18 protein-coding genes and 1 pseudogene are annotated in these 18363 nt (G+C 69.9%); 9 read left to right on the plus strand and 10 right to left on the minus strand.

Going from position 1 to position 18363, the window contains the following annotated elements; translation table 11 throughout:
• Positions 1-169, plus strand: a pseudogene (locus OO63_RS46985) (transcriptional regulator); the annotation flags it as partial.
• A 34-nt stretch (positions 170-203) separates the two neighbouring features.
• Here OO63_RS46985 and OO63_RS26980 read toward each other — a convergent pair.
• Positions 204-764, minus strand: coding sequence for a GNAT family N-acetyltransferase (locus OO63_RS26980; RefSeq protein WP_033264505.1), 561 nt, complete (start codon positions 762-764; stop codon positions 204-206).
• Between the two features lie 276 nt (positions 765-1040).
• Here OO63_RS26980 and OO63_RS26985 point away from each other — a divergent pair, with 276 nt between their 5' ends.
• From OO63_RS26985 to OO63_RS26995, 3 genes are all read left to right on the plus strand, one after another.
• Entirely contained in the window at positions 1041-1430 is a 390-nt protein-coding gene (locus OO63_RS26985; RefSeq protein ID WP_234311012.1) for a DUF1330 domain-containing protein, read from the plus strand.
• 31 nt (positions 1431-1461) lie between these two features.
• Entirely contained in the window at positions 1462-2202 is a 741-nt protein-coding gene (locus tag OO63_RS26990; protein WP_030356629.1) for a class I SAM-dependent methyltransferase, read from the plus strand.
• A 368-nt stretch (positions 2203-2570) separates the two neighbouring features.
• Positions 2571-3110: a YrhB domain-containing protein gene (locus tag OO63_RS26995; RefSeq protein WP_030356630.1), complete on the plus strand. Its 540-nt coding sequence runs from the start codon at positions 2571-2573 to the stop codon at positions 3108-3110.
• A gap of 75 nt (positions 3111-3185) precedes the next feature.
• Here OO63_RS26995 and OO63_RS27000 read toward each other — a convergent pair whose 3' ends face one another.
• Complete coding sequence (locus OO63_RS27000) at positions 3186-3848, minus strand: O-methyltransferase (RefSeq protein WP_030356631.1); 663 nt, start codon at positions 3846-3848, stop codon at positions 3186-3188.
• A 71-nt stretch (positions 3849-3919) separates the two neighbouring features.
• On the opposite strand from OO63_RS27000, the gene OO63_RS27005 reads away from it, so the two are divergent.
• Together OO63_RS27005 and OO63_RS27010 are read left to right on the plus strand one after the other, a co-directional pair.
• Positions 3920-4594, plus strand: coding sequence for a TetR/AcrR family transcriptional regulator (locus OO63_RS27005; RefSeq protein ID WP_051811234.1), 675 nt, complete (start codon positions 3920-3922; stop codon positions 4592-4594).
• A complete protein-coding gene (locus OO63_RS27010) occupies positions 4591-4965 on the plus strand; it encodes a hypothetical protein (RefSeq protein WP_030356633.1) in 375 nt (124 codons plus the stop codon). The genes OO63_RS27005 and OO63_RS27010 overlap by 4 nt, the downstream gene beginning before the upstream one ends.
• Positions 4966-5046: 81 nt before the next feature.
• Here OO63_RS27010 and OO63_RS27015 read toward each other — a convergent pair whose 3' ends face one another.
• The 5 genes from OO63_RS27015 to OO63_RS27035 all read right to left on the minus strand — a co-directional run bounded on the left by OO63_RS27015 (position 5047) and on the right by OO63_RS27035 (position 9875).
• Positions 5047-5631, minus strand: coding sequence for a DinB family protein (locus tag OO63_RS27015; protein ID WP_030356634.1), 585 nt, complete (start codon positions 5629-5631; stop codon positions 5047-5049).
• 116 nt (positions 5632-5747) lie between these two features.
• The gene (locus tag OO63_RS27020; protein ID WP_030356635.1) at positions 5748-6338 is read right to left on the minus strand and encodes a GrpB family protein; all 591 of its coding nucleotides are present in this window, start codon (positions 6336-6338) and stop codon (positions 5748-5750) included.
• Positions 6339-6386: 48 nt separating this feature from the next.
• Entirely contained in the window at positions 6387-7565 is a 1179-nt protein-coding gene (locus tag OO63_RS27025) for an acyl-CoA dehydrogenase family protein (protein ID WP_030356636.1), read from the minus strand.
• A gap of 336 nt (positions 7566-7901) precedes the next feature.
• Positions 7902-8306: a hypothetical protein gene (locus tag OO63_RS27030; protein ID WP_030356637.1), complete on the minus strand. Its 405-nt coding sequence runs from the start codon at positions 8304-8306 to the stop codon at positions 7902-7904.
• A 168-nt stretch (positions 8307-8474) separates the two neighbouring features.
• Complete coding sequence (locus OO63_RS27035) at positions 8475-9875, minus strand: amidohydrolase family protein (protein WP_234311015.1); 1401 nt, start codon at positions 9873-9875, stop codon at positions 8475-8477.
• Between the two features lie 295 nt (positions 9876-10170).
• Here OO63_RS27035 and OO63_RS27040 point away from each other — a divergent pair, with 295 nt between their 5' ends.
• A complete protein-coding gene (locus OO63_RS27040) occupies positions 10171-10719 on the plus strand; it encodes a CGNR zinc finger domain-containing protein (RefSeq protein ID WP_030356639.1) in 549 nt (182 codons plus the stop codon).
• An 87-nt stretch (positions 10720-10806) separates the two neighbouring features.
• Here the strand turns inward: OO63_RS27040 and OO63_RS27045 are convergent, their stop codons facing one another.
• From OO63_RS27045 to OO63_RS27055, 3 genes are all read right to left on the minus strand, one after another.
• Positions 10807-11355, minus strand: coding sequence for a hypothetical protein (locus OO63_RS27045; protein WP_030356640.1), 549 nt, complete (start codon positions 11353-11355; stop codon positions 10807-10809).
• Positions 11356-11627: 272 nt separating this feature from the next.
• Positions 11628-13265, minus strand: coding sequence for an ABC-F family ATP-binding cassette domain-containing protein (locus tag OO63_RS27050; protein ID WP_030356641.1), 1638 nt, complete (start codon positions 13263-13265; stop codon positions 11628-11630).
• Positions 13266-14104: 839 nt separating this feature from the next.
• Entirely contained in the window at positions 14105-16375 is a 2271-nt protein-coding gene (locus tag OO63_RS27055; protein ID WP_030356642.1) for an MMPL family transporter, read from the minus strand.
• Positions 16376-16551: 176 nt separating this feature from the next.
• On the opposite strand from OO63_RS27055, the gene OO63_RS27060 reads away from it, so the two are divergent.
• Positions 16552-17724 (plus strand): sensor histidine kinase, encoded by a 1173-nt coding sequence (locus tag OO63_RS27060; RefSeq protein WP_030356643.1) that lies wholly within the window; start codon positions 16552-16554, stop codon positions 17722-17724.
• On the plus strand, positions 17699-18361 hold the full coding sequence (locus OO63_RS27065) for a response regulator (RefSeq protein WP_030356644.1): 663 nt from the start codon (positions 17699-17701) through the stop codon (positions 18359-18361). Before OO63_RS27060 ends, OO63_RS27065 begins: the two co-directional genes overlap by 26 nt.
• The last annotated feature ends 2 nt before the right edge of the window (positions 18362-18363 follow it).

The following is an 18363-nucleotide window of genomic DNA, read 5'->3' on the forward strand; positions in this document are numbered from 1 at the left end:
GGTCGTGGAATTCCGGAGCTTGAATGTCCGCCAGTGGGACGCGCTGGTAAGGGCCTGGACCGACGCGAACGACGAGGCGCTCGACGACGCCTGGGTGGAGAAGATCGTGGACCTGGGCAGCCAGTGGGGTCAGTACGAGTACGTGACCAACGTGGGATTCGCGGCCTGAGACGGACGGCGCGAAGCCCGCGGACGCCCGACGTTCACGAATACGGCAGGCCGACTGCGGCGGGCGACTCCTGCCCCCTCCCGTCCCGGACGGACTTTTCGAGGAGCGTGAAGGACTTCGCCGTACCGCCCGGCTGCGGCTTGCCCTCCCTATGACCCACCACCTGATAGCCGGCCCTGACGTAGTACGCACTCAGGCGGGCGTTTCCGGCCAAGCAGTCCAGACGTACAAGAGGCCGACCGACCTCGGCGACGCGGCGCTCCGCGACTCGCAAAAGGTGCTGCCCGGTCCCCGACGGAACACGGCTGTGGTCCACCATGAGCCTGTGCACATAGCCGGCCGTCGGAGGCTGCGGCCCCCAGGCATCCTCGTCCTCCCACCACAACTCCCAAGCACCGACCACACGATCAGCCGCCTGCGCGAGCCACACCTCCCCGTTCGCCATGATCCGGCGGAAGTGATCCCTGCCCAACTCGCCGGGCTGCCACTGCCCAGTGATGCCCTGGGCGATCATCCAGCGGGCGGCATCGTCACGGAGCCGGACGAGAGCGGAAAGGTCGGTGTCGTCGGCGAGACGGAAACGTAGATCATTCACGCCGCGATCCTCGCACGGACGCCCTGCTCTCCTCGGCTCCGTCATCGACTGAACCAGGCAGGCGCTCCTCGTCCGAAACCGGTTGGTCCGCTGGAAACACCCAGCTGGATGCTTCAACGCCCGTGCGAGACCGAGGGTGTCAAAGGTTGGGCGAGGCGTTCGTCCACGGCGTTTCCGCAGTGGCGCCGGCACCCGCGCTGCCGAGCAGAGCAACGGTGGTCAATTGCCTCTACCGTGACGGCAGTAGACGCCGTGTCCAAGCGAACGGGGAACCCCATGCCTGCCTACGTCATCGTCAACGTCGATGTGCTCGACGAGGAGGCCGCCCTGGCCTACGCGTCCGTGGCCCAGAAATCCATCCTCAGCCATGGCGGCCGTTACCTGGTCGCGGGCTCCACGCCCGAGCCCGTCGAAGGCACCTGGGACTCGTCCCGGTTCGTGGTCATCGAGTTTCCCGACATGGACCGGATCCGGGAGTGGTACGACTCGCCCGAGTACCGGCGTGCCCGAGAGATACGGGAGGGCAAGGTCCGGGTGGGCATGCTGTTCGTCGAGGGCGCCCCACCCGAGGGCTTCTCCCTCCCGGCCCAGGACCCGTCCGGCGGACCGCGGGCCGAGCCGGGGCCGGAGCGAGGCGAGGGCCGGCCGGCGCCCAAATCGTGTTGACCGCCCCGGCGGGCAGTGCTGGAGTCGGGACGTGGACAGCATCCCCGCCAACCGGCGGCTCTGGAACCAGATCAGCAGCGCCTACCAGGACGTGCACGACCCACGAATCGGCGCCACACCCCGCCTGTGGGGCATGTACTCCATCCCCGACACGCACCTGAAGGCCCTGGGCGACGTCACCGGCAAACGCGTCCTCGAACTCGGCTGCGGCGCCGGCCAGTGGTCCAGGGCGCTCGCCGCCGAGGGCGCCACCGTGGTCGGGCTCGACCTGTCCGAAGCCCAACTCGCCGCGGCGACCCGCGCGATGGGAGCGGCCCGCTACCCGCTGGTGCAAGGCGCCGCCGAACAACTCCCCTTCGCCGCAGGCAGCTTCGACCTGGTGTTCTGCGACTTCGGCGGGCTCAGCTGGGCGCCCCCGCACCTGGCCGTCCCACAGGCCGCACGCGTCCTGGACCGAGGCGGGCGCCTGGTGTTCAATGTCGCCAGCCCATGGTTCGAATCCTGCTACGACGAAGCCGCCAGCCGCGTGACCACGACGCTGCAGCAGGACTACTTCGGTCTGAACACGATCGCCGAAGGCGACGGCGCGACCAGCTATCAGCTGACCTACGGTGACTGGGTCAGGCTCCTGCGCGGCGCGGGTCTCATCATCGACGACCTCATCGAGCCACGACCCGAACCCGGAACACGCAACGGCTACAACGAAACCGACCCACCCGACTGGGCACACCGCTGGCCGGCGGAACTGCTGTGGGTAGCCCACAAACCGTAGGTTCCGCCGCGCGGAAGAGGGCGAACTGCGTGTCCTGGCGCAGATGGACCGCCGGTGAAGTCTCGCACCGCGAGCGCGACCTCCAGAAGCCTGACCAGCCACACGACCTGTGCCGCGACCGCTTCCGTAACCACCAGCGGCAGGGGAGAGGCCGGCGCGAGGTGTGCCTGTGGAACGATCACCGCACATCCGGAGTGCGAGCACGCCTCAGAGGGTGAATGCGGCGCCGAAGCACTCGTCAAAGGCCGACCCGGGGGAAGTCCAAGGGCGCCAGGTCAGCTTCAACAAGGCAGCGAGTGAGAGCAGAGCAACGAACGCAGGGCAGAAACCGGGTGCTCGTGCGCGGGTGCACGAGGGATGCTGCCGACATGATTGATCGCGAGTTCGCCATCCGGCTGACCCAGGAACACCTGGACCACCAGTACTCGGGGTGGCTGGTGGTGACCGAGACTGAGGAGCACGAGCTCGTCTGGATCGTCTACTACCAAAGCGCAGAGTACGTACGAACGGGAGATACCGCTCACATGGTGGGCGGCAACGGCCCTTATCTCGTGGATCGTGCCGACGGCGGCCTCCACCAAATCGGGCCCGTATCCGCGCTGACCGGCGAGTGGGAGGTCGACTACCGGACCCGCATCCGGAAGATGACTGTGCGAACCGCTGTGGATGACATGCACGACGACGTCCGTCGGGCAGCGGCCGCCCGCGGACGGATCCACGCCATGCACCTGCTGCGCCAACGGGTCCCCTCACTCGCTCACGCCGAGGTGATCGAATACGTGACCGCGTTGCAGAGTGGCCCCGCCCCGCTCCGCCTCGTGGCCATCGCCACTGAGGCCCTGGTTCCAGCCCTTAATCCGGTCGTCACAGTCCGGACCATTCGGCCCGGACAGGGCGCAGTTGACTGAACGCGCAACACGAGCCGCCGCGCGCTTCGAGTGACCGGAGCAGCGTGAGCTCGGCGGACTGCCTGGCGCAGGTCTCTAGAGTCGGCAGCTGATCTCCATCCCGTCCTCCACGGGGAACGTGACGCTCTGGTAGCCGTTCCGGGAGTCGCGGACGTAGTCGAGGTACGGCGCGAGGTCCTCCAGGTCGACGTCGTCGGCGACGACGAGGGTGCCGGGTGCGAGGCGTGGTTCGAGGAGTCGCAGGACGGGCAGGCACAGGTCTTTCCAGCCGTCGAGGAGGACGAAGTCCGCGGGGTCGGTGCGTGCGGCGAGGGTGTCGCGGGCATCGCCCTCGAGGACGGTGATCACGTCGTCGAGACCCGTCTCGGCGAACGTCCGGCGAGCGGCCGCGGCCTTGGCGGCGCTCAGCTCTGTACTGATCACGTGTCCCGTCCCGTTGTCGCGCACCGCGGCGGCGAGATGGAGCGTGGAGATGCCGAAGGACGTGCCGAACTCGACGACGGTGGCGGGGCGGACGGCCCGGATCAGGTTGTAGAGGAGGCGGCCGCCCTGGGCGGAAATCGGCATGTACACCTCCGCGTTGACGTCGGCCTGCTCCTGCGGGCCGAGGGGCGCGGAGCCCTGGGGCAGCGCCGCCCGGGCACGCCTGCTGGTCTCCTCGTCCTGCTCGGCATGCCGGAACATCCGGTTGAGGGCGGAGGAGACGCGGGGGTCTTCGAGGGTGTTGGTCGGTGTCATGAAACCTAGGCTAGACGCACCGTTGCGTAGCGTCTAGGGATTCTGGCCTACCCTGGCCCCAGGAGGCAGACATGGAACGAGGGAGTACGGCCGCCACGACGGCCGGGCCGGAACCGGCGGCACGCCACCACGGCAACAGGCACGGCCGCAGCGAACAGGCCCGGCAGGCGGTCCTTGAGGCGGCCGACGACCTCTTGGTCGAGAAGGGCTTCACCGGCGTCACCATCGAGGGCATCGCCGCCCGGGCGGGCGTCGCCAAGCAGACCGTCTACCGCTGGTGGAAGACCAAGACCGACATCCTCCTGGACGCCTTCCTCCAGGACGCGGCCGAAGCCCTGACCCCGCCGGACCACGGCGACCTGGCCCCGGACCTGCGCGCCCACCTGCGCCAACTGGCCCTGTTCCTCACCCGGTCCGACGCGGGCGCCGTCTTCAAGGCCCTCATCGGGCACGCCCAGCACGATCCCGCGTTCGCCGCCGCCCTGCGGTCCGCGTACCTCGACGAACAGCGCCGACGCGACCGACTCCCGCTGGAACGCGCGGTGGAGCGCGGCCAGCTCGCCGCCGGACTCGACCTGGCGGCGGAGGTCGACCAACTCGTGGGACCGGTCTACCACCGCGTCCTGGTCACGGCGGAACCCGTCGACCAGGCGTTCACCGACCGCCTCGTCGAGGATTTCCTGCACCGCGCGGACGTAGCGGACGTAGCCGAAGCCGCTGACGCGGGGGAGATGGGGAGCCGATGACTTTGGAGGCAGGCCAGCGCGTGGTGCTGGCGGCGGACACCCGGCTGACCGATTCGGTCGAGGTGTCGGGGGTCGTCGTCGGGTTCCTGTCCCTGGCGGCGGGCACCGGCGGGACCGTCGAGCAGGTGGTCGTCCACCAGAAGGAGAGCGACGACGGCGTGCGCGAGTACGAGCGGCTCAAGTCGCTGCTCGACTCCTTCGGGGGCCAGATGCCCACGGAGAGCAGGAGGCAGCTCGAGGAGAAGGTCGGCTCCCTGGAACCCGCGTGGACCGCCTTCCAGGAACGGGTGCCTCGCGTGAGCGTGCGGGTCCGCTTCGACAACGGGTTCATCCTCGACGGGGCCCAGGAGGACGTCTTCGTCCCCGCCTGAGGGCGCGTACCGGGCCGTGCCGGTGCCTGGCCGGTGGCGGTGGCCCAGATCCGCCGTCGACAGACCCTGAACGGGGAACTTCTAAGCCGTGACCGGTACGGCCGACCTGGCGGCCTTCTCGATCTTCGCGCGGTGGGCCGCCCGGGCTTCCTCGTCGATCGGCTGCTCGTTCTCGGAGCGCACCCCGGTCCGGCCGTCGACGCTCTCGCGCAGGATGTCGGCGTGCCCGGCATGCCGGATGGACTCGCCGAGGACATGGACCATGACGGCGAAAAGGTTCGTGTTGGGAGATGGCTCCGGCCACCACGGCACGTGGCCGGGGGCGTCGAGGGGAAGCTCGTTGATCGTCGCGTCCGAGTGTTCCCACGTACGTCGGTAGAACGCGATGATCTGTTCGCGGGTCTCGTCCTCGGTCGCCCACTGATCGCTGCCGTCGTGGTCCTGCCACCGGCACAGCGGTTCCGGGGAGGGGCGGTGGAAGACCTCGCCGAAGTATCTGGCCTCGACGGTGGCCACGTGTTTGACCAGACCGAGGAGGTTGGTCCCGGTGGCCGTCAACGGCTGGCGTGCGTCGTACTCGGACAAGCCGTCGAGCTTCCAGAGCAGCGCCTCGCGGTCCCGCCGCAGTCTCCCGTGCAGGATGTCCTTCGCGAATTCATCGATCATGCGGCATGAGCCTGCCACGGGCTGTTGATGGTCTCAAGATCCGTACGTGGTCCGACACGACAGGCAGAGCCGAGGCCGGCCCATGTCCGGCCCCGGCATGCGCAAGATCCCGAGTGCTACGCCACGGTGGGCGCCTGGTCGGCGGGTTCCCAGCCGGTCTCGGTCGCCCAGCGTTCGGCTGCCGTCATCAGAACCTCCGTGGCAGGGGACTTGATCTGCCCGTAGTCCGGCAGGTCCGGCACACTGAGAGCCAGCCGCTGCTTGAACGCCCCCCACGCCTGGCGCGCGGTTTCGTCCGCGCGCAAGTAGTCACGGAACAGGAGGGCGAAGCGAGCGTTCGGGCCGCCTCGCGCACGCAGATGGACGTTGCACCGGCGCACACCGGGCGGCGGCGCGAACACGAGCTTCCGGCATTCCTGCCGCCCGGAGATCTCCACGCGGTTCCATGGTTCGGGGCGGCAACGGAAGCCGATCGCGGCGAAGAGCCCGACGTACCGGGCCTCGTCGATCGTCGTGACCCGCACTTGAATGTCCACGCAGTCCTTGGCCGCCAGTCCTGGCACCGAGGTGGATCCCACATGGTCGATCGCGCAGGCGTGCTCTCCGAGAGCGTCCCGCAGCTTTCCGGCGAGCGACTCGAAGTCCGCTCGCCACTGCGGCTGGTAGTCCAACACGGCCACGGTGTTCGGCTCGTCAGGGAACGGCATGGCTCCAGCATGCACCGGTGGTGCCGAACCCCACCGGCGTTCCCGGGGTCAGGTCAGGTCGAGGAAGCTCCACCGGGCCTCGGGCTGGGCACCACTCAGCCACTTGCCGCAGTTCTGGAGCACGACCGGGCTCGACGTGATGTGCTGCGTGCCCGTCCCGAGGTCGCGCAGGAAGCGGTCGACCGGGCCGCGGCGGATCGCCGCCGAGCCGGCCCAGCGATGTGCAGTGCGGCCCACCTCGTACGCGGACGATGTCGTGTGGTTCAGGGTGAGACGGATCAGAGTGTCCTGCTCCGTGCTCGGCAACGCGCCCTGGTCCAAGGTCTGTTCGACGTCCCGCCAGACGTCGTACACCCAGGCCCGGGCTGCCCGGAGCGTGGCCTCCGCCGTCGCGTACTCGGCGTGGAACTGCGAGGTGTCGACGGCGGCGCCCCGCGAACCGGTCCGCGCCGCGGCGACCCGCTTCAGCTCGTCCAGGAGGCGTCGGCCGACGCCGAGGGCCCAGCCCGTGTGCCCGATGGCGGACATGTTGACCAGGCCGAGGCGGTAGACGGCGCCGCCGTTGACGGGGGTGTCCGTGGTCGCGACGTAGGTGTACTCCTGCGGTACGTACACGTCCGTGCAGTGGTAGTCGATGCTGTGTGTCGCGCGCAGCCCGAGCACGTCCCAGTTGCCGTCCAGCGTCACCTGCGACTTCGGCATCGCGAGGACGCGCAGCTCACCGGTGCCCTCGACCTGGATCGCGCTGTGGATGTGGGTGGCGTGCGCCATCCCGGAGGCGAACTGCCACTGGCCACTGACCCGGAAGCCGCCCGCCACGGGCACGGCACGGCCGGGGCGCGTGCCGTGCCCGGAGAGCAGTGCGTACTTGCCGTTCGCCACGTCGGGGAACAACTCGGCCGCCGCGTCCTCGGCGAGGTACGCCGCGGTGGTCCCTGTCATCAGCTGCAGCGCGAACATCGTCCACCCGGCCGAGGCGTCGTGGTAGCTCGCCCGCTCCACCGTCTCGATCAGCTGCCGCGGCGCGAACTCGAATCCGCCGAGGCTCAGCGGAAGCTCGGCCCGCACGATCCCGGTGTCGAACAGCGCCCGCGCGGTGTCCTCCGGGAGCATCCCCAACTCCTCAGCGGCGTCAGCCCGTTCGTCGAGCATCCCGCCGAGCGCGTCGATCCGCTCCAGCACATCCGCCAGTTCCGCACCGACATGCAGCTGACCCTTGTCCCCCATGAAGTTCCTCTCCTCGTGGCCTGTTCGCCGATCGTCTCACGCACCGGACCGGCGGACCGGGTCGGAGACCGCAACCAGTAGGAGACGTCGGCCTGTTGGAGTGCGATCCGTCTGCCCGGTCACACGCGATGTGCCGCTGCGGAGCAGGACGGCGAGACCCATCAGCGCGACGGCCGCGCACACGGCAACGCCGGTCCTCGGACCTGACCAGGTCCCGAAGACCGACGTCACGCGTGTCGTCCCGGATGGGCGCGAGAGAGCGTCCGGCACAGGACCGGAGCCCACGGTTGTCGCAGCGAGGCTTCTCGCGAGGGCCCGGCCGGGTGACCGGCCGACTCAGCCGCTCAGATACACCTTGGCGTCGGCGGCCTTCCACCAGCCCGTCGAGATCTTCGTGACCTTGCCACCGCAGTCCGTGTACTTGTCGGTCACGCCGGACGGCACGAAGACGATCTTGCCGTGCACGCAACGGCCGTTGCCCTTTGTGTCGTTGAGGGTGCCAGTCACGCTGCGCTTCCCGTTCCAGGCGCACTCCTTGTACTTCAGCTTGCCACCGTCGATCTTGATCGTCTTCTTCCAGCACGTGGGTGCCTGCGCGCCGACGTCCCCGGCCGACGACACGGCGGTCCGTTCGGTCGCCGGTGCGGCAGGCTGCGCCTGTGCGCCCACGGCCGGGAGCGCGAACACGGCCGTCCCCAGGGCAGCGGCACCCACCAGGCTCGTACGGATCTTGCTCATCATGGTTCTTTCCCCTTTGTTCCAGTGCTGCGCTGTGGCAGGTCGTCCTGCACTGGACCAACAAATCCGCCGCCACCAGGCGGGATCAAGGAGTTTCGGAGGCGACCGAAAGACGTGCCTGGAGCGTTTACGTGTCAGTGCTGCAGCACGCCCGCGACCGAACCGTGTCTCCTAGGCGGAAGTCAGGCGGGCCGCGGCCTCTTCGGCCGCGAGGACCACCTTCTCGGTGTTCACGTTGACCAGTTCGCCGCCGGTCTTGCGCAGTCGGCCGTCCACGTACACGTCAGTGACGTTGAGAGGCTGGCCGTTGAGGACGATCTGGCTCGTCCAGTCGAAGCGGGGGGCGAAGTTCAAGGTGCCCGGGTCGAGAACGAGGACGTCGGCGCGTTTCCCGGGGGTCAGCGAGCCCACCTGGTCGGCCATGCCGATGGCCTCGGCACCGCCCAGCGTGCCCATGCGCAGCACGGCGGGCAGCGTGGGGTGGATCTGCGGGTCCTCGTGCACGGCTCGCTGGAGGCCGACGGCGGCCTTCATGAGGGCGAACATGTCGGAGGTGTCGTTCGTCCCGCCGTCGTGGCCCAGACCCGTCTTCACCCCGGCCTTGTGCAGTTTCGGCAGGGGAGCGACTCCCGAGGCGAGGCGCATGTTGCTCAGCGGGCAGTGCGCCACCCGTACGTCGTGGTCGGCCAAGAGCGCGATCTCCTCGCGGTTCAGGTGGACGGCGTGGTTCATCAGCAGGCTGGGGCCGAAGGCGCCGATCTCACGCAGGGTCGCGATCTGTTCGTCGGCGCGGTCGGTGCGGTGCTCCAGGACGTGCGAGTTGAGCATCAGCCCCAGGTCCTGGGCCTGCTTCCAGGAGGCGCGGAGTGTGGCGACGCTTCCCTTGCGCGCGTGCACCGCGATCTGGGCGGAGGCCAGCGGCAGCGGGTCCAGGAGCCGCTCCTTGACCGTGCGGACCTGTTCTTCCGCGCCCTTGAAGGCGGCCATGGCGTAGACGAAACGCAGACCCGCGTCGTCCAGGGCCTGTACGTAGCGCTCGCTCGTCGCGTACGGGATCGCGTGCACCCAGTCGACCAGGGTGGTCACGCCCGCCTGGAGGGCGTCGAGCGCGGACAGGTGCACGAAGGCGTACATGCCAGCGGGGTCGATCTTCGGCAGGGTCGACAGGTTGCACGTCTTGAGCCAGCCGACCAGGTCTTGGTCCGAGCAGCCGCCTCGGATGCTGGACTGCCACAGGTGGTTGTGGATGTCCACGAACCCCGGCAGCACGAACTGCCCCTTCATGTCCCGCACCCGGGCGCCCCGCGGCGCCTTCAACTGCCGTCCGACCTCTGCGATCCTGCCGTCCCGCAAGAGCACATCGGCGTCCTTGAGCAGGCCGAGCTCCCCGTCGCCGATGTGGGGGTCCATGGTGAGGACGAGCGCGGCGCCCCGGAGGAGGGTGGCCTGCCCGGGTCGCTCGGTCACGGCTGCCGCCGGCGCGGCGGTCTTGGAGACAGCGGCCAGAGAGAGACCGCCGGCCCCGGCGAGAAGACTGCGACGGTTGAGGCGCATGGGGTTCTTGAGAGTCATTGCGACGTTATACCGCTCGGCGCGAGGCGATCGACAGACGGCATGAGGACCACAGTTCAAAAGCGAGGTTCCACGATGTGGATGCCGAGGGTGCTGCCGTAAGTATGCAGTCCGTAACCCTATAGACCACGATGATGCTCTCCACGTACGTCGTCGACGAGACCAAGCCCCTGGTGACCATGTACTGATTGAGGGCGGCGGGCCGGAGCGGTGCGCACCGCTCCGGCAAGGGGGTGCGTGGCGTCGACGTGCGTGACGGGTTGTGTTCTCGCCCATCACTGGCCAGTATGGTTACGTGAATCACGCTTTTCCCTGTGGGACGCTCCCTCTCGACTTCGTCGGCACGCTGCGTGCGCGGCGCAACGACGAGCCGATGGAGAAGCTCGCCACCCCCGAGTTGCTCGACGACTGGTTCGTCGAGTCCGGGATGCTCGATCTCGCGCCGTGCGCGAGCGAGGTGGACCTCGCCATCGCGATCGATCTGCGCGAGTCCATCTACGACCTGGTCGCCGCCTGTTTGGACGGCAGGCCGATGCCCACCGAAGCGGTCGCCGAGCTGAACCTCCAGGCGTCGGGCCTGCCGGTGACGCTGCGGCTCGGTCCCCACGGCATGACGCGTACCGGCTCGGTTGCGCAAGGGCTCGCAGCACTGGCCCGCGAGATGATCGTGATCGTCGGCGGCGACGACGGGGCCTTGTTGCGCGAGTGCGCCCGCTCTGAGTGCACCCAGGTCTACCTCGACCGCTCGCGTGGCCGCCGCCGGGAGTGGTGCGCCATGAAGACCTGCGGCAACCGGGTCAAGGCCGCCGCCTACCGGGCTCGCCAGCACGTCAGCCAGGGCTGACCGGCCCGGAGGGCACCCCGGACCCGGATCCGCCGACCGGGGCAGGAGCGGGTGCGTGACTACTTCCAGCTCGGCTACGGCCCGTGCTCACCCCTGCTTCACCAGGGTGTACATGACGGACCGCTGCTGCTTGTGCCGCTGGATGCGTCCCTTGGCGACAAGTGACTCAAGGGTGTTCCGCACCACCTGCGGTGTGGGATTGCGGTCGGGGTGTTTCTTCAGGAGCTCGTCCCGGAGCTCCTTCGCCAGGCGCGGCTCGTCGTACTTGGCGAGCAGCTTCGTGAGCAGGTCACCGAGCAGGGGCTGACGCGGCTTCCCCTTCGTGCCCGACTTCGCCGAGGTACCCGACGACGAACCCTTCGCCCGTTCCGTGCGCGGCGAAGGGGCCCCGGCCGCAGCCTGCTTCGGCCTCGCCGCGACACGCTCGTCCTGTGGCTGCTCGGGCAGTCGGGACGCATCCGTGAAGCCCTTGTAGCGCTCGGCGAGGCTGATGATGTCTCCCAGGAGGGCCTCCTCCTGTTTCAACATCGAGATCCTCTCCTGCAGCTCCTGCTGCAGGCGGCGGTTCTCCTCCAGGTCCGATACGGCTTGTTCCACGTACCGCGACCGGAGCGCGGCGGCTGACTGGCTGGTCACAACCGTTCACTCCCTCGATATGAATGACGTTGCGCATGCTACCCATGCCGAGGGGGCCGTGCAGATAGGTGTCGACGCCCGACGATCCGTCCGGCATGTTTGCTCTTCACGACAGGTGCTGATGTGCTCGCGCACCCAGGCCAGGCAGGCCCGGACGAGTAGACACATGCCTTCAGAGTTCATACGGACATGTGGCCGTCGCGCCACGTGATGGGTGCGACGGTCCGCGCCGGGCACGGAGCCGGGCGCGGACCGTCGCACACGTCGACGGCTCACACCGCCGGGGCCCCCGTCTCCAGGAGCTGCCCGTCGGCAAGCCGCAGCCAGCGGTTCACGCCGATCTCGGTGAGGAACCGTTCGTCGTGGCTGACCACCATGAAGGCGCCCTGGTAGGAGTTGAGCGCGCTCTCCAGTTGGCCCGCGCTGACCAGGTCGAGGTTGTTGGTGGGCTCGTCGAGGAGCAGCAAGTGCGGGGCGGGCTCGGCGCACAGGACGCATGCCAGCGTGGCGCGCAGGCGCTCGCCACCGGAGAGCACCCGGACCGGCAGATGTGCCCGGGCGCCCCGGAAGAGGAAGCGGGCGAGCAGGTTCATCCGCTCCGCGGCGGGCCGCTCGGGTGCGAACGCGGCGAAGTTCTCCGCGACGGTGCGGTCCACGTCCAGCAGGTCCAGGCGCTGCGAGAGGTAGGCGATACGGCCGTCGTTGCGCTTGATGTCCCCGCTGTCCGGCGTGAGTTCACCGGTGATCAGACGCATCAGGGTGGTCTTCCCGGCGCCGTTGGGCCCGGTCAGCGCGATCCGCTCGGGGCCTCGTACGGTCAGGTCGACGCCGCCAGGAGCGAACACGTCGATACCCCCGAGACGGACCTGGGCGCCTTGGCCGAGGAAGAGGTTGCGTCCTGCGGGCACCTGAGTGTCGGGCAGTTCCAGGGCGAGGCGCTGCTCGTCGCGCAGGGCGCGTCCGGCTTCGTCGAGGCGGGCCTTGGCCTCGCTGACCCGGGAGGCGTGCATCGTGCCGGACTTCCCGGCTGCCTCCTGAGCGCCACGCTTCATGTTGCCGGCGAAGATCTTGGGCAGACCGGCGTTCTTGAGGTTCTTGGCGGCGTTGCTCGCGCGGCGCTCGGCGCGTTCGCGGGCCTGCTGCAACTCCCGCTTCTCGCGCTTGAGGTCCTGCTCGGCGTTGCGGACGTTCTTCTCGGCGACCTCCTGCTCGGCGCGCACGGCTTCCTCGTACGCGGTGAAGTCGCCACCGTACAGGCGCAGTTCGTCGCTGCCGAGCTCGGCGATGCGTTCCATCCGGTCGAGCAGCTCGCGGTCGTGGCTGACCAGCAGCAGACAGCCGGAGAAGTCGGAGAGCACGTCGTAGAGCTTGTGCCGGGCTTCGAGGTCGAGGTTGTTCGTGGGCTCGTCGAGCAGCAGCACGTCGGGACGCTTGACCAACTGGGCGGCGAGGCCGAGGGAGACGACCTGGCCGCCGCTGAGGGTGCTGAGCCTGCGGTCCAGGGCGAGGCCGGCGAGGCCCAGTCGGTCGAGGTGGCCGCGGGTGCGTTCCTCGATGTCCCAGTCATCGCCGATCGTGGCGAAGTGCTCCTCGGCGACGTCGCCGGCCTCCACGGCGTCGATGGCGCGGATCACCGCGTCGACGCCGAGCACCTCGGCGACCGTGAGGCCGCCGGTCAGGGGGAGGCTCTGCGGCAGATGGCCGAGGGTGCCGCTGACGGTCAACGAGCCGGTGACGGGCTTGAGTTCGCCCGCGATCAGCTTGAGGAGGGTGCTCTTGCCGGCTCCGTTGGGTGCGACGAGCCCCGTGCGGCCGGTGGGCACGGTGAAGGACAGGTCGTGGAAGACCGGGGTGTCGTCGGGCCAGGCGAAGGACACGTTCGAGCAGACGACGGCGGCGGTGTGGGACATGGAGGTGACCTCGAGGGGTGTGAGGGCGGAGAACAGACCTCTGCCCTGGGCAGACGTGCGAAAAGGGGTACGACGAGACGGACCACGTCAGCGGCGCTCCTGAGCGCCTGCCGGTGGTCGTCGGAACGGGGTCTCACCCCGAGATGTCGTCGTCACCCGCCACGTCTGCGACTCCTCGATAGACAGTCGATGTGCCGCACAGAGTATCAGCTGCGTGAGACGTGGATCCGGGCTCGCCCGACGTGCTGGGAGCGGCCCAACCTCATCTGTGCGTGTGTCGATTCACGTCGGCTGTGTGTTCGCCGCGGATCTCCTGTGACGCCGCCGTTGACACCCACAGGAGGGACGTGTCACGTTCATAACCATTTAGGCGGGTGACGAATGCGGCCTCCTGTGAGGGACCGTCAATTGACCGATGTCCCGCCGCGAACTCGTGGCCAGAGCAGTAGCGGGTCGACGCCGCGCCGCCCGCCCCCAGTGGTCCCGTAAGACGTGACACATGTGTCGTCGCAACCAGACGCACACCTACCTCTTGGATGGGAAAGCAATGAAGAAGGCTCTGACGGCACTTGCGGCCGGTGTGCCGCTGGTCGCCGCGGCGGTGTACCTGCCGACTGCCTCGGCGGTGGACACCAGGGACAGCGCCACCACTGCCGTGTGCGCGGCGCCGTCCGTGCGGGCTCCGGCCGGCACTGACCTGCCGACGACACCTCCCGATCCGAGAAGGGCCGAACCGAGATGAGCACCCGTACCGCGCCCTTGACCGGCCAGGTGGCCACGGACGGACGGTCCGCGATGACGCACTGAGGCGCAGGACACCAAGGGCGGGCAGAACTGAGTCAACGGTCAACCAGCCGTGGACGCGGGGCCTCACCCGTGGGTTCGGCGTCGGTGCTGACCGGGCCGCGGGGAAGCAGCCGGTCCAGCCACCCCGGCAGCCACCAGTTGGCCCGGCCGAGGAGGGTCATGGTCGCCGGTACCAGCACCATGCGGACGACCGTCGCGTCGATGAGGATCGCGGTGGCCAGGCCGAGCCCGAACATCTTGGTGGAGGGGTCCTCGGTGACGGCGAAGGACAGGAAGACCGCCACCATGATGAGGGCGGCCGACGTGATGATCCGGGCGGTGCCCGCGACGCCCTCCACGATCGCCGTGCCGTTGTCGCCGGTGCGCACATACTCCTCGCGTACGCGGGAGAGGAGGAACACCTCGTAGTCCATCGACAGGCCGAACAGGATGGCGAAGAGGAACATCGGGATGAACGACACGATCGGAACCGTCGCTTCCAGCCCGATGAGTGCGCCTCCCCAGCCCCACTGGAAGACCGCGACCATCACGCCGTAGGCCGCGCCGATGCTCAGCAGATTCAGCAGTACCGCCTTGAGCGGTACGAGTATCGAGCGGAAGACCAGCATCAGCAGCAGGAACGACATCGCAAGCACGGCGGCGACGAACACCGGCAGGCGCTCGCTGGTGCGTTGGCCCACATCGGACAGGCTCGCGGCGGCGCCGCCGACGTGGGCCCTGGCCTGGCCGTGCCCGATCGCCGCGGGCAGCACCTCGGTGCGCAGCCGGGAAAGGGTGTCGGCCGTGGCCTTGTCCTGAGGGCTGGTGGTCGGGAACACCACGAGGGTCGCGACGCCGGTGGCCCGGTCGATGCGCGCCGGCGCGACGGACGCGATGCCCGGATCCGCCGTGACCGTCGCGACGAGACGGTCCACTACTCCTGGATCACCGGCGGGGTCCGCGGCGACGACGAGGGGACCGTTGGTGCCCGGGCCGAACCCCTCGGCGACGAGGTCGTAGGCCCGGCGCTCGGTACGGCTGTGGGGCAGTGAGCCGTCGTCGGGCAGGCCGACGCTCAGGCCGAGCACGGGCAGCGTCGCGGTCAGCAGCAGCCCCGCCGCGCCGACCGCGTACGGCACCGGGTGCCGGCTGACGTGCCCGATCCAGCGACGCCACCCGGCGGCGGGGGCGGCGCCTGCCGCCGGGGCCCGCCGTCGGCCGAGGCGGCCCGACCGCCCGGCCCGAAGTGCCCGGCCGATCCGGCCGATCCGGCCGGCCCGGGCAAGGCGCGGGCCCGCCGCGCCGAGGAAGGCCGGCAGCAGCGTCACCGACGCGAGCACCATCGTCAGGACGACGATCGAGACGGCAAGCCCGCCCACCGTCATGAACGGCACGTTCGCGACCGCCATACCGAGGATCGACACGACGACGGTGCCGCCGGCGAAGACCACCGGCCGCCCCGCCGTGGCCACGGCTCGTCCGGCCGCCTCGTGCGGATCGAGCCCGCGCGCGAGGTACTCCCGGTGCCTGGCGAGCACGAACAGCGCGTAGTCGATGCCCACTCCGAGCCCCACCATGCTGCCCAGGACCGGCGCGAAGGTGGGGACCTCTGTCACCCCCGCCAGTACCGTCATCGTGGCGACCCCGACGGTCAGCCCGAAGACCGCCATGCCGATCGGCAGCGCGGCGGCGACAAGCGAACCGAACGCCAGGAACAGGATCGCGGCCGCGGCGAGGAGGCCGATCAACTCGCTCGCGCCGCCGTCGGGGTCGGAGAAGGCGTAGAAGAGGCTCCCGCCCATCTCGATGCGGAGGGGCAGTTCGGCGCGCAGCCGGTCGCCGAGTTCGACGAGGGCGTCGAGGTCCTCGGCCGAAAGGCGGCTCTGGTCGGGGTACTGCACCCGGACGACCGCGGTGCGCCCGTCGGCCGAGACGAGGCCGCCGCGCACGGCGGTGTCCCCGCCCGCGTCGAGCGCACCCGCCGGGTCGCTCGCGCCGAGCACGTGCGGCAGCCGCTTCACCTCGGCCCGCAGCCGCGTGAGAGCGGTGCGCGCGCTGTCGTCGTCGAGGAACGTCGCACCGTCGTCGAGGGGGGTGACGACCACTTGGGCGGTCATCCCCTCCTGGCCGCTGCCGGCCCGTTCGATCAGTTCGGCGGCCCGCCCGGAGTCCAGTCCCGGAGCGGTCATCGAGTCCGCGGTCCGCCCGCCGAAGGCGACGGCGGCGAGGACGGCGAGCGTGGCGGCGATCAGCCATGCCGCGATCACCCGCCAGGGATGGCGGGCGGCGCCGGCGCCCAGGCGCAACAGGGCTTTCGAGAGCATCGGGTCCTCCAACCGCCTCGGCGGCCGTCCTTGTGCGGCCGCCGATGCGTAAGGTTCGTCGCCACGGCGCTCCGCGGCATCGGCCCGCGGGCCGCGGATCCGTGGGCCCCGGGGCGGAGTGACGACCCGTCCTTTCGGCCGATGCGCCCCGCGCCGCGGTCCCTAGGCTGAGAACCGTGCTCCGTGACGACCTGCGAACCCTGTGGACCGAACCCCGGCCGCCCGCCGCACGCGCCCGCGTGGGGCGGGACTGGGCGCTGCTCGCGGCGGGCCTCGCCGGCGTGGCGCTGGAGGCCACCCTGCGCGAGAACGTCGTGTGGCGGCCGGTGGCGGTGGTGTTCACCGTAGGGCTGTTCCTGCTGCCCCTGTGGCGCCGGACCCGGCCGCTGGCGACGGTGACGCTGGCGTTCGGCTCGGTGATCCTGCTTCAGACGGCCTCGCTGGTCGCCGCACCGCGCGAGCCCGTCGGCCTGTACACCGGCGCGGTCGTACTCGTGCTGGTGTACGCGCTGCCCCGGTGGGGATCGGGACGCGAGACCGTGCTGGGCGGCTCGGTGATCCTCGCGGCCGGCGCGCTGTGTTCCGTCACGGACCAGACCCCGGTCGGCGAGAACGTCGTGGGCTTCGTCTTCCTGCTGTTGCCCGGCGTGGTCGGAGCTGCCGTTCGGTTCCGGGGGAGCGCACGCGAGCGGCAGTTGGAGCAGTTGCGCTCCCGCGAGCGCGAGCAACTCGCCCGGGAACTGCACGACACGGTGGCCCACCACGTGTCGGCCATGGTGATCATCGCCCAGGCGGGCCGGGTGCTCGCGGGCACCGACACGTCCGCCGCCGTCGAGGCGCTGGCGGGGGTCGAGGAGGAAGGGGCGCGCACGCTGGAGGAAATGCGCGCCATGGTCGCCGCGCTGCGCGACCGCGGGGTCGGCGCCGAGCTGGCGCCCCCTGCCGGAGTCGCGGATCTGGAGCGCCTGGTGCGCACCCCGGGTGGCCGCCTCAGGGTCGACCTGGGGCTCGACGGCGAACTGGACGCGCTGCCCCCGGCCGTGGACGCGGCCGTCTACCGGATCGTGCAGGAGTCGGTGACCAACGCGCTGCGCCATGCGGTCGACGCGACCGAGCTCTTCGTTCGGGTCGCCGCGGAACGGCACACGGTACGGGTGAGCGTGCGCGACAACGGGCGGCGCACCGGCCGGGGTCGCGACGGATACGGACTGACCGGACTGCGCGAGCGCGCGACCCTGCTCGGCGGCACACTACGAGTCGGCCCGGGTACCGACCAGGGCTGGCATGTCGAAGCCGAACTGCCGAGAGCGAGGAGCGAGAGCGGTGTCCATTCGCGTCCTCGTCGCTGACGACCAGACGATCATCCGCACCGGGTTGCGGATCATGCTCAACGCCCAGCCCGGCATTGAGGTGGTCGGCGAGGCCGCCGACGGACAGGAAGCGGTACGTCTGGCCCGCGAACTGCGCCCCGACGTCAGCCTGTTCGACATCCGCATGCCCATACTCGACGGGCTCGAGGCCACCCGTTCGGTCGCAGGCCCGGGCGTCGTCGACCCGCTGGCCGTGGTCGTCATCACCACGTTCGACCTTGACGAGTACGTCTACGGCGCGCTGCGTGCCGGCGCCCGCGGATTCCTCCTCAAGGACACGGGGCCGGACCTTCTGGCGCAGGCCGTACGGTCGGCGTCCGACGGTGAGGCGCTCATCGCGCCCAGCGTCACCGTCCGGCTGCTCCAGGCCTTCGCGGACCTGCCCGCCGGCCGTCCCGTGGCCCAGCCGGTCTCCCCCGTCACCGCCCGCGAGGAGCAGGTGCTCCTCGCCGTCGCTCGCGGGCTGACCAACACCGAGGTCGCCGACGCACTGCACATCAGCCTCAGCACGGTGAAGACACATCTGGCCAGCCTGATGGCCAAACTCGGCGCCCGCAACCGGGTCGAGATCGCGATGTGGGCCTACGAAACACGCCGTATCCTCCCCGGAACCTGAGC

It is taken from the genome of Streptomyces alboflavus (genome assembly GCF_000716675.1).
In the GTDB taxonomy this organism is placed as follows: domain Bacteria; phylum Actinomycetota; class Actinomycetes; order Streptomycetales; family Streptomycetaceae; genus Streptomyces; species Streptomyces alboflavus.

Excerpts from the sequence above, each read along its gene's own strand:
- OO63_RS26985 (WP_234311012.1), top strand. The coding sequence starts at position 1,041 with ATGCCTGCCTACGTCATCGTCAACGTCGATGTGCTCGACGAGGAGGCC.
- OO63_RS27050 (WP_030356641.1), bottom strand. The coding sequence starts at position 13,265 with ATGTCCCACACCGCCGCCGTCGTCTGCTCGAACGTGTCCTTCGCCTGG.
- OO63_RS27015 (WP_030356634.1), bottom strand. The coding sequence starts at position 5,631 with ATGATCGATGAATTCGCGAAGGACATCCTGCACGGGAGACTGCGGCGG.
- OO63_RS27035 (WP_234311015.1), bottom strand. The coding sequence starts at position 9,875 with ATGACTCTCAAGAACCCCATGCGCCTCAACCGTCGCAGTCTTCTCGCC.
- OO63_RS27030 (WP_030356637.1), bottom strand. The coding sequence starts at position 8,306 with ATGATGAGCAAGATCCGTACGAGCCTGGTGGGTGCCGCTGCCCTGGGG.
- OO63_RS27005 (WP_051811234.1), top strand. The coding sequence starts at position 3,920 with ATGGAACGAGGGAGTACGGCCGCCACGACGGCCGGGCCGGAACCGGCG.
- OO63_RS27020 (WP_030356635.1), bottom strand. The coding sequence starts at position 6,338 with ATGCCGTTCCCTGACGAGCCGAACACCGTGGCCGTGTTGGACTACCAG.
- OO63_RS26995 (WP_030356630.1), top strand. The coding sequence starts at position 2,571 with ATGATTGATCGCGAGTTCGCCATCCGGCTGACCCAGGAACACCTGGAC.
- OO63_RS27000 (WP_030356631.1), bottom strand. The coding sequence starts at position 3,848 with ATGACACCGACCAACACCCTCGAAGACCCCCGCGTCTCCTCCGCCCTC.
- OO63_RS27055 (WP_030356642.1), bottom strand. The coding sequence starts at position 16,375 with ATGCTCTCGAAAGCCCTGTTGCGCCTGGGCGCCGGCGCCGCCCGCCAT.
- OO63_RS27025 (WP_030356636.1), bottom strand. The coding sequence starts at position 7,565 with ATGGGGGACAAGGGTCAGCTGCATGTCGGTGCGGAACTGGCGGATGTG.
- OO63_RS27010 (WP_030356633.1), top strand. The coding sequence starts at position 4,591 with ATGACTTTGGAGGCAGGCCAGCGCGTGGTGCTGGCGGCGGACACCCGG.